Below are 9449 nucleotides of genomic sequence, written 5' to 3' on the forward strand. Positions count from 1 at the left end.
CTCTCGAGTGAGTTCAGAGAATCGACGGCAGCGTCGCGGGCGCCAGGATGAACAGCACATAGCGAACGCCGCGCAGGCCATATTTGCGACCCGCCATGCGAAGCGTCTCGGGCGCCCAGCAGAAATGGAATATGAAATCCAGGCAATCGTGAAAAACCATCGATGTGCGTAAGGCTTTTGGAATCTAGTTTTCGTCGGTTCGGTTCGAGAGCGCGTCTTGATAGATTGACTTTGGAACTCGCCTTTCGCGACCCCGACCCCAACAGAGGAGCCTGTCATGAAACTTCGTTCGATTACGCTAGCCATCGCTTCGGTTGTCGCATGGCTGCCGGCCACCGCCGCGTTCGCGGCCGGCATTGCGGGTGCGCCGGCACCCTTCGACAAGGGCGGCGTGCGCGTCGCGCTCGTCAACTATCTGTCGAGCGGCGACTTCTTCCAGGCCTATGAGGCCGGTGCGCAACAGCAAGCCAAGGCGCTTGGCATCGACCTGCGCATCTTCGAGGGACGGCAGAACGCGGCCGAGCAGCGTGAGCAGATTCAGCAAGCCATCAACTCGGGCGCAAAAGGCATCGTGATCAATCACGGCTTGCCCGAGTCGCTCAAGGACGTCGTCCAGCAGGCTGTCGACAAAGGCATCAAGGTCGTGGCATTCGATGTCGACATAGGCAATCCGAAGGTGCCGCAGATCGAGCAGAGCGATCATGCCTTGGCCAATCTGGTCCTGAGCCAGGTCGTCAAGGATAATGGCACGGCATTTTCGGCGGGTTATGTCTACGTCGCGGGGTTCGCGCCGCTCGACCGGCGCAATGAGGCGTGGAAGGCGTTCAAGACCTCGCATCCAGAAGTCAGGGAGAAGGCGCAGTGGGGCGCGGTCGATGACCAGACGGCGGCTTCGGTCGCCAACCAGGCCAACGCCGCGTATCGCGCGCATCCGGATATTTCGGTGGTTTTTGCACCCTATGACGAGTTCGCGCGCGGCGCCTCGCTCGCGGCGGACGAAGCGGGCATTGCTTCAAAGCTGAAGATCTACAGCGCGGATATCTCAACCTCCGACATCGAAGCGATCCGCAAGCCCGGCAGCGCTTGGGTCGCAACGGCGGCCACCAATCCGGCGGTGATTGGCGAAGTTTCAGTTCGCGCTGTTTCGCTGCTGCTCGCGGGGCAGGATCCGGGTCACCATATCGTCGTCGAGCCGGTGCTCATCACGCGCAACGATCTCGTTTCGAAAGACATCAAGACCATCGACGACCTGGGCCGCAAGTTTCCGGCGTTTCGTGCCAGCAATGCGGCACAGGCAGCCTGGATTCCACAGTGATATAACCCAACGTCGAGTGCCTGCGCGTGGGATTGCAGAAGCATCCAAGATAGTCGCGCACATCGCCGGCCCTGCACTGCTCAGGCCACTGGCTGCCCGTCGTTCTCACTGAATGGGGCGTGCTCGACTTCCCCGTTCGGCAGAACGAGTTGAAAGTCGGCACCACGAGGCGCGTTTGCGCTCGCCCAAAGTCGTCCCCCGTGCGCCTCCACGATTGAACGGCAGATCGACAGGCCCATACCCAGGCCATGTGCCTTCGTCGTGTAAAACGGATCGAAGACGCGCTTGACCTCCTCCGGGGACAGTCCCGGTCCAGAGTCCCGCACGGCAATGGACACGCCATCCGATGAATCTGCGGTCGTACTGATCAGCAAGTCGCGGGGGGCCATGCTCGTTGTGCTCATTGCTTCCACCGCATTGAGAATCAAATTGAGCATCACCTGTTGCAGCTGCACGCGATCTCCCCGGACGAATGGCAAACCATCCCCGAGCAAAGTCTGCACTGAGACGCGGTTCTTCGCTGCTTCGCCCTGCGTCAGTTCGATCACCTCGCGGACCGCTTCGTTGATGTCCACCTTGTCCTTGCGTGGAGGCGCTTTTTTGATCAGACCGCGAATCCCGTTGACAATGCCACCCGCTCGCATCGTTTCATTGACGATGCGATCGAGCGACTGCCTGACCTCCTCAAGGTTCGGCGGGTTGGTGCGCAGCCAGCGTAAGGCGGCCGAAGCGTCCGCCGCTGCCGCGGCGATCGGCTGCTGGACTTCATGGGCGATCGAGGCCGTGAGCTGACCCATCGTCGCCGCCCGGTTCGAGTGCGCGAGTTCCATCTGCACTTCGCGGTAGCGCCGCTCGCTCTCGCGCGCTTCGGCTTCCGCCCGCTTGCGCTCGGTCAAATCGAGCACGAAAGCGACACCCTGATTCGCACCTGCTTCGAACATCGCCACGCCAATCAGCACCGGCGCGCGGCTGCCGTCCTTTCGGGAGAACTCCTTCTCGAAGGGCTGTAGCGTTCCCGTCATCTTGAGCTCCAGGATCCGTTGATTGTCGCGGTCGAGCCATTTGGGCGGCGTCAGGTCCGTCCATCGCATACGTCCGGACATGAGGTCCTCGCGGTCGTATCCCACGATACGGAGGAAGGCGTCATTGGCCTCGAGGATTTGACCTGCCAGGTCCCAGATGAAGATGCCGACAATGTTGGCGTCGACGAGACGCCGGATTCTCGCTTCACGCTCTGCGAGATCGCCAGTTGTGCCGTGCTGCAGGCTGATGTTCACCATGCGACACAGATGCAAGCGAAGCAAATGGAAGTCGGTATAGTAGGCAGCGCCGAACAGGGCAGACAGCAGACGCATGGCGGCCTGCAGTTCCGGATCGGTCATCAGCGGCAAGTCAATCAGACTCTCGATCGGGCGCCCCGCCAGGTTGCGCCAGACCGTTTCGTATTCGGCCTGCACCTGTTCCTGGGTCGGGTGTGCCGGGAGGTCAATGCCGAACAGGCGCAGGCAGGCAAGCGCGCTGTTGACTGCCTGCGGGTTCTCCGACTTCACGATATGCAACTGGACCTCCAGGTGATAGACGACCGCCTGGTCGAGTTTCGACGCGCAGCGCTGCAATAGCTCCTCGATCAATTGCTCGGCCTGGTCGAAGCGACCGGTCAGGAACTCGCATTCCGCGCATTCGAGCCACAGGCTGAACATCAACTCGTACTGGCTGGCCCAATACGTTTCATCAAGTAGCGCCATACCGGCGGCGAGATACGGGCGCGCCGACGCATAGGCCGCCGATGCCTTGGCCCGACGTCCGGCACGGAGGTCGAGCGCCGCCACCTGCACTTTCTCGTCGCGCTCGATGAGCAGTCCACCCCCCCTGTTGAACTGGTTCGCGACATCGAACACATGCTCGGCGAGTTCGTCTGCCGTCATGTTTGCCAGGAACACGCGGCCGATCTGCAGGTGGACTTCGGCACGCTGCGCTTCAGGAGTCAGCGAATAAGCGGCCTGCTGGATTCGGTCGTGCAGAAACTTGCCGCTACCATCGGAGCGCATGATCAAACTTTCGCGCACCGCCGCCGCAAGGCCTTGCTCGGCCTCCGCCTTGCTCGAGTTTCGCCGTACCTGGATCGCGGCATGCTCGCTGACGAGCGTAAGCTGGCGCAGCTTGAATGTGTTGCCGAGGCATGCGGCCAACTGCAGGGCTTCCTGCGCCGGGACCGGCAGTTGACGCAACTTGCCGACCATGAGGTCAACCACGTTGTCGGCGAAGTCCATCGCCTTGATCTCATTCAGATCCCACTGCCAGGCCCGCTGTTGTGCGTCATGCCGCAGCAAGCCGTTCCTGTGCAATGCATCCAGGAATTGGATAAAAAAGAACGGGTTGCCCTCGGTGCGTTCAAAGACCAGTCGCGTCAGCGGCTCGCAGGATGCCGGTGGTGCATGAAGCGCGTCGGCCACCAGTTGGTTCAGATGCGTAACCGACGGCGCCACGAGCTGGAGGTCCGTCACCGATGTGCCACTGTGGCGGATTGTCTCGAGGCTGGTCATCAGCGGATGCGCCGCGCTCACTTCGTTATCGCGGTAGGCGCCAATCAGCAGCAGATGGCGGATGTCCGAATGAGTGAGCAGGTGCTCGACGAGCGCCAGGCTGGCCGCGTCGATCCACTGCAGATCGTCCAGAAAGAGGACGAGCGGATGGTCCTCGCTGGTGAACGCCGTGACGAACTGCCGGAACACCAGGCGGAGCCGGTTCTGCGCTTCGGTCGGCGGCAGCACCGGGACGGGCGGCTGGGGGCCGATGATCAGCTCGACCTGGGGCAGCACATCGACGATGAGCTGGCCATTGGCGCCGACCGCAGCCTGGATCTGTTGCCGCCAGCCGGCGACGCGCGCCTCGCTTTCGGCCAGCAGTTGCTGCACCAGTTCGCGAAACGCTTGCGTGAGGGTGGCGTAGGGGATATCGCGCTGGTACTGATCGAATTTGCCCGCGATGAAATAGCCGTGCTTGGCGACGATCGGCTTGCGCAATGCGTCGACCAGCGACGACTTGCCGATGCCCGAGTACCCGGAAACCGTCGCCAGCGCCGCTTGGCCGGTGCTCGCCATGCGCTCGAAGGCGCCGAGCAGCCGCTCCGCTTCCGGGCCACGCCCGTATAGTCGACGCGGGACCTGGAAGCGCTCCGGGATGTCTTCCTTGCCGAGCGCAAACGGTTCGACCCGGCCCGAGGCCTGCCATTGCGCCAGACACCGATCGAGATCGACTTTCAGCCCTTGCGCACTTTGGTAGCGGTCTTCCGGCAACTTGGCCAACAACTTCATGACGATGTCCGACACCGGTTGCGGCACCTCGGGCACGATTTCACGTGGCGGGGTCGGCATGCGGGCGATATGGCAATGCATCCATTCCAGTGGATCGTTCGCCTGAAACGGCAACTGGCCGGTCAGCATCCGATAGAGCAACACACCCATCGAATAGCCATCGGTCCGATAGTCCACTGGACGATTCATGCGGCCCGTTTGCTCGGGGGACACGTAAGCCCAATCGCCCGCGGGTACAGCGACGTCCTCCGACGAGACGGTGCTCGCTTCCCGGGCGGTCGCCATACTGAAATCCGCCAGCAGAACCCGGCCAGTCGCAGGATCGACGAGGATATTGGCAGGCCGGATATCGCGATGAATGACCTGAGCGGCATCGATTGCCGTGAGCGCATCGGACAGATTGCGGCCGATACGCAGGCAAAGCGCCAGGTCCATGCGCGGCTCACGGCCCAAAACGACTTCGAGCGACTCGCCTGTGAAGTCTTCCAGGACCACTGCTGAGCCGCCGCGTCCATCGGCCAGCGCGAGCGGTTTGGCAATGCCCTCGACATTCAACGATTGCAGCAGCACGTATTCGCGTTTCAGACGAGCGGATTGGGCTGCGTCGTCGTGTTCCGAAGCGAGCTTCAACAGCACCGGCATTCCGTCCGTCAAGCGGCGCGCGCGATAGAGGTCCGAGCCGGCTGTTGCGCAGATCCGGTCATAAATCTGACAATTCGCGATGGCCATCGCCCCCCCTTTGCCCCGCCAGCGACTTGCCCGACACCTAAATGTCGCGTTTCCGCTATTGCCCGAACCGCAGCGCAGGATACGTATTGGTCAGCGTCATCACTTCGTAATCCATATCGACTGGATGATTAGTCTACCCGGTCGCCAATCAGATGCCAGTCTTTCCGCCGCCGCAGCCTGCGCACGCTATTCGTTACACCGGGGGCAGTGCAGTATAGAAGGCGACTGCGAGAAAATCCCTGCCTGTTGGCGTAGCAAAGGTACTCAAGCGCCTGTACTGTTCGCTCGACATGATTCTTCGGTGCGTGCGGTCGTACGTCGGAAACGCAGCCCTGACCTACCGCCCCCGCGACAAAACTTGGTCGGCCATGATGATCGCCGACGCGATCTCCTCGACCGACACTCGCTTGCCCATGGCCTGTTCCCGGATCGCCTTGTAAGCATCGAGCCTGCTCAGACCGCGCTGTCGCCCAAGAATCTCCTGGGCTTCGGCGATCTTTCTCGCGCCCTCGACCCTTTCCTCGAGACGATTGACCCGTTTCTTCAGCCGTTTCAAATCGCCCGAAATCTGGCGTGCCAATACCATCGCGCTCAACACGCCAAACGAGCGTACCGGTGAAGCGACGACCGCCTTCGCTCCGATGCGAAGCACGGCATCCATCATGGTGGGATTTTCGTAGTTGACGACGGCGATCACCGGCGGCGCATCCTCGCTATCGCACCACGCGAAATCGTGGCCGATCGTGTCCGGATACAAGCCGACGAACACGAGGTCACTGCCCGGTACGGGCTCGGCGAGCGGCGGCCAGAAGGTGTGCACCTGGCAACCGATGCGCTGGATCTGCTGGGTCAACAACGCGCCGTCGCGATCGTGCGGATGAAACACGCACACGTGCAACGAGCGCAGGTCCCTCAGCCCTTGCGGACTCGCACGAGCTATTGTCTGCGTGGGTCGCGCGCTTTCGCCGAACGTTTTGTTGTCACTGCGCATTCAGCTCTCCACCGGACTCATGCGCAATGCCCAATCGCCGAACGCATGCATGACAAGATAAGGATCGGGACTGCATCTTCCGATCGTTGAGCCTGGATGTGCACTTAGCGTGCCGCGGGCCACGAACATTCTCGTCGTCGGCGGCGCATTCCATGGCCGACCTAGATCAAGTTTGTCTCTCTTCGCTGGGCTCGGCCCGGCGCGCCATCGCGGCGCGAGCTTGCCCTCGACGACCACGCGGTCTCGCGGGGCGATCAGAGCTTGCAGGACGTCGACCATGCGGTCGGTGGGTAGGACCACGCCGTCCGCGGTCATGCGACGCGTGCGAGCCGGCGATGCTTTTCCGCGCGGCGCGTGGCCCAACGGGATTGGGACTGACTTTGACTGGACATGTGTGCTCTTGCTCAGGACAGGAGGTGAGTCTAAAGAGCGAAAGACACCGGTTCAATCACGTTCGGGACGCGTCTGTTAGCCGCGCTAAGTCGACGCTCAAATGGCAACTTGGGCATGGCCAATAGTTCACGCGTTTCCGACGTCTTCCTTCAAGTCGCCGCATTCATCGCAGCGATCCAAGACACGGATCTGCATCGGTCGGTAGCGCTACTGTTATGGCTTCCACTCAAATGAAATCGCAAAGTCCAAGGACTGACGATAGACGAACGCTCCAATGAAAACCATTCTACGAACGGTCGCGGCAGTCCTCCGTGGGCATAACGCGCTCATACGTTTGGATATCTCGAGGCATCGAGGAAGCGAGTGTTCGAGTCTTGGCGACGAAGCGCCCGTGCGTGCGCGCAGGAGGCGCTCGTGATCGAGTCGTTGGTAGAGGCTGCAGCGCAGAGTGGCGATGATCATCCTTCGGAGGCATGTTATGCCGACAGTTCGGCGCGAGGAAGTTCGAGCGTTCGCAGCGCCATGCGACTAAGGCATGCGTTGTCTCGTCAGATTCTCGATTGCCGTGTTCATGGAACCGACGCACCCGGTGCAGAGGGCGTGCTCGCCGCGGCTTTTCCTCTGATGAAACCTGCGGGTCGAGTTGGTCCCGTCGTCGTGGGACAGGATTCGGCCAATTGTTGCCGCTCGCCCCTCCCACAAAGCCGTCATTCGAACGGCTGGTCCACCCCGAAACCTGCCGGATGCCCCTTATGGAATGAGGATTCAACCGGTCGATGAAACACAATAGAAGCTGCGTGAGCGGCGGGATTGTTGTATCGACCGGTTGAATCCGCACCAGACACCTGACCTTCGCTATGCCTACTTCGTCGGCGATCGGGAAGGTCAGGTTCTTGTTGTACTACACCATGATCGACTCGGGGCTGCGTTCTTTACGAAAGCCACGTGCGTCATCGCCGCGCGGGCGCCTACGTTATCTTCAAACGATCCGGAACTGCGGCGACCGCTGCGGTGTGCAGACCGCCGCTCGAAAGCTTTTGTTCCTGCTCGTGAGCGAACCCGTTCAAAAAAGCATCGACGACCGAGCGCACCTTTGCCTCCACGATCGACGCCTTGGGTGGACGTATGATTCCGAGCAGGAGCTGGTGCGATAAATTGAACGCCATCATGTCGTGAAAGAGGATTGCAGCCTCCTGCGCGTCGCAAGTGCGCAGTTCCCCGCGTGCCTGGCGCTCCTCGCAGAACTTTGTCATTGCCTCATAAAAGATACGCGGTCCCCGATCGAACCACGTCTGTCCCACTTGTGGAAAGCGACTCGATTCGGCAATGGCCAAGCGCTGCAATGCGATGGCTCGGGGATGCAGCACGGCCTTGTAGAACGTCTGGCCAATGCTGGTCAACGCTTGCCGCAGCGGCAGCGAGAATGCATCGGATACCGAAATTATGCTGGATATCTCGTCACTGAGATATTCGACCGCAGCAATGAAGAGACTTTCTTTGCCCTTGAAATGCTTATACACATTGGACTTGGAGCCGCCTACCTCAGCGATGATTTCATCCAGGGTCACGCCATCGTAGCCGCGCGCCAAGAACATGTCCGCTGCAGTGCTCAGCAGTTCGCGGCGTCTTTGCGTCGATTTGCTCACCGGTAGACGCGATGGCAGTTTTTTTGAGGCAGGCGTCTTGCTAGTGGGCATGTAAACCTCTTTTCGTTTTCAACCGAATTCCGATCGCTCTCGACCCATCCGTACCCTAGTGTAGCGTTCCATTCTGTTTTGGACTTAGGCGGCTATTCGCGCGAATGACCTTCTGTAGGGTGTCGCGTGGGCTCCTGGTCCAGATGAGCGGTTTGGGGTTGGTGTTGTGATGGGCGACGAACTCATCGATGGCGCGACCAGTTCGAGCACGCCGCGGCGGCGCCGCGCAGTAATGATATCGCGGAAAGAGTGCTCAACTATGTTCAGCCACGACGCGGAGGTGGGCGTGAAGTGCATGTTCAAGCGCGGATGGTTCGCCACGCCCAAATGCCCAGTGATGTCCTTGTTCTGCTTGCCGTCAGCGGTCAGCAGCACAATACGCTCGCGCTGTGCCAGCCTCACGCTCGTGAGCTTCGAGCGAAGCAGCGTCGTCAGCTCGTCTCGCTCCTCATCGGTCAACACGATCTCGGGGCAACTCGCACAACTCGGGGGCAAGTTGCACGACCTCTCCAGGCGATCACAGAGTGAAACTGCTCAACCCAGATAAGTTCTATCAATAGAAATACACTCCACTAGCCCTTGCCGCTTGCCCCCGCATTGGCACACTCAAAATCGTACCGATTGGTACTCTACCTTACAGATTCCCGGCCGCCCATCCTATCGAGTAAGGTGTCAAAAAACTGGCGTTTACCCCAATATCCCACTCCTCGCGTTGACATCTACCATGCTTGAAAAATAGTACTGGACGGTACACTTTTGACTTCATCGATCTGCACCCGGCGCGTTTTGGAGGTCCGCTCCATCAGCACGGCCATGGCGCATTGCTTCGGTACCCAGTGGTTTAGTGTCAACGCAACCGATGCGCCTCAACACCATTCTCTTGCTTCAGACCTTTGGTGTGAGCATCCCGAGGTTGCCGAGTGCCGGATGATCGAAGAGCAATCTTGACGCCCGGTACGCGGAATTCACCCCCTCAGTCCCATTCAGTGAGGCGATGTCATGCCCGTTCT

Annotated in this window: 5 protein-coding genes and 2 pseudogenes; 2 read left to right on the forward strand and 5 right to left on the reverse strand. The window is 60.4% G+C overall.

Annotated features, from left to right (window positions below; genetic code table 11):
- Window positions 1-16 precede the first annotated feature (16 nt).
- A pseudogene (locus HV670_RS20080) lies at window positions 17-112 on the reverse strand (ABC transporter permease); the annotation flags it as partial.
- A gap of 165 nt (window positions 113-277) precedes the next feature.
- Here HV670_RS20080 and HV670_RS20085 point away from each other — a divergent pair.
- The gene (locus tag HV670_RS20085) at window positions 278-1315 is read left to right on the forward strand and encodes a substrate-binding domain-containing protein (RefSeq protein ID WP_175106623.1); all 1038 of its coding nucleotides are present in this window, start codon (window positions 278-280) and stop codon (window positions 1313-1315) included.
- 80 nt (window positions 1316-1395) lie between these two features.
- Here HV670_RS20085 and HV670_RS20090 read toward each other — a convergent pair whose 3' ends face one another.
- Complete coding sequence (locus HV670_RS20090; protein WP_175106624.1) at window positions 1396-5358, reverse strand: trifunctional serine/threonine-protein kinase/ATP-binding protein/sensor histidine kinase; 3963 nt, start codon at window positions 5356-5358, stop codon at window positions 1396-1398.
- A 239-nt stretch (window positions 5359-5597) separates the two neighbouring features.
- Between HV670_RS20090 and HV670_RS31135 the strand changes: the two are divergent.
- Window positions 5598-5678, forward strand: a pseudogene (locus tag HV670_RS31135) (IS6 family transposase); the annotation flags it as partial.
- A gap of 17 nt (window positions 5679-5695) precedes the next feature.
- Here HV670_RS31135 and HV670_RS20095 read toward each other — a convergent pair.
- From HV670_RS20095 to HV670_RS20105, 3 genes are all read right to left on the reverse strand, one after another.
- Complete coding sequence (locus tag HV670_RS20095; protein ID WP_175106625.1) at window positions 5696-6349, reverse strand: ANTAR domain-containing response regulator; 654 nt, start codon at window positions 6347-6349, stop codon at window positions 5696-5698.
- A gap of 1361 nt (window positions 6350-7710) precedes the next feature.
- Window positions 7711-8439: a TetR/AcrR family transcriptional regulator gene (locus HV670_RS20100; RefSeq protein ID WP_175106626.1), complete on the reverse strand. Its 729-nt coding sequence runs from the start codon at window positions 8437-8439 to the stop codon at window positions 7711-7713.
- An 84-nt stretch (window positions 8440-8523) separates the two neighbouring features.
- On the reverse strand, window positions 8524-8901 hold the full coding sequence (locus tag HV670_RS20105) for a hypothetical protein (protein ID WP_217478468.1): 378 nt from the start codon (window positions 8899-8901) through the stop codon (window positions 8524-8526).
- Between the last annotated feature and the right edge of the window lie 548 nt (window positions 8902-9449).

This window comes from Pararobbsia alpina, from assembly GCF_902859895.1.
Taxonomy (GTDB): domain Bacteria; phylum Pseudomonadota; class Gammaproteobacteria; order Burkholderiales; family Burkholderiaceae; genus Pararobbsia; species Pararobbsia alpina.

Excerpts from the sequence above, each read along its gene's own strand:
- HV670_RS20090 (WP_175106624.1), bottom strand. The coding sequence starts at position 5,358 with ATGGCCATCGCGAATTGTCAGATTTATGACCGGATCTGCGCAACAGCC.
- HV670_RS20085 (WP_175106623.1), top strand. The coding sequence starts at position 278 with ATGAAACTTCGTTCGATTACGCTAGCCATCGCTTCGGTTGTCGCATGG.
- HV670_RS20100 (WP_175106626.1), bottom strand. The coding sequence starts at position 8,439 with ATGCCCACTAGCAAGACGCCTGCCTCAAAAAAACTGCCATCGCGTCTA.
- HV670_RS20095 (WP_175106625.1), bottom strand. The coding sequence starts at position 6,349 with ATGCGCAGTGACAACAAAACGTTCGGCGAAAGCGCGCGACCCACGCAG.